General features: G+C 57.4%; 1 protein-coding gene. It reads right to left on the reverse strand.

Going from position 1 to position 1,006, the window contains the following annotated elements; translation table 11 throughout:
• On the reverse strand, positions 1–1,006 hold a 1,006-nt coding region (locus L692_RS0120485; RefSeq protein ID WP_025701906.1), incomplete at both ends, for a ribonuclease R family protein.

The raw sequence follows: 1,006 nt of genomic DNA on the forward strand, positions 1-1,006 counted from the left end.
GTCGTCCATGTTCACCTTGGCGACGCGGATCTTCACCTCGTCGCCAATGCGGAACACCTTCGAGGTGCGCTCGCCAATGAGCGCCATATGACCCTCGTCGAAGTGGTAATAGTCATCCGTCAGATGGCTCAGACGGATTAGCCCTTCGACGGTATTTTCCAGCTCGACGAACATGCCGAAGCTGGTCACGCTGCTGACCATCGCCTCGAACTCCTCGCCAACCTTGTCCAGCATGTACTCCGCTTTTTTCAGTTGCTCCGTGTCCCGCTCCGCCTCCACCGCGACGCGTTCGCGCTCGGAGGACTGCTGGGCAATATCCGGCATCCGGCTCGCCAGATACTCATGGCGCTTCTCGCCAAGCGCCCCGCCACTCTCCAGCACCTCGCGGATGACCCGGTGAATAACGAGATCGGGATAACGCCGGATGGGTGAAGTGAAGTGCGAATAATACTCCGCCGCCAGTCCAAAGTGCCCTGTGCTTTCCGCATCGTACTTCGCCTGCTTCATGGAGCGGAGCATCATCGTGCTGATCACCGTCTGCTCCTTGGTTCCCTGGATGTCCTCCAGCAGTTTTTGCAGCGCGCGGGGATGCACGGAATTGCCGCGTCCCTTGACGTGATGGCCGAAGTTGGCCGCGAACGCCATGAAATTTTGCAGCTTCTCGGGGTCCGGGTCCTCGTGAATCCGGTACAGGAACGGCACCTTCAGCCAGTGAAAATGCTCGGCCACCGTCTCGTTCGCCGCCAGCATGAACTCCTCAATGATCTGCTCCGCGATGGAACGTTCTCTTTTTACAATATCAATGGCTTTGCCGTTCTCGTCGACGATGATTTTGCTCTCCTGGAAGTCGAAGTCAACGGCTCCCCGCTTCATCCGCGCATCCCGCAGTTTCATCGCAATTTCGCGCATCAGACGGAAGTCCTCAATCAGCGGAGCGTAACGCTTCAGCAGCTCGGGATCTTCATCCAGAAAAATTTTGCGCACATTGGTGTAAGTCATCCGTTCC

It is taken from the genome of Paenibacillus forsythiae T98 (genome assembly GCF_000520735.1).
Classification (GTDB): Bacteria; Bacillota; Bacilli; order Paenibacillales; family Paenibacillaceae; genus Paenibacillus_AQ; species Paenibacillus_AQ forsythiae.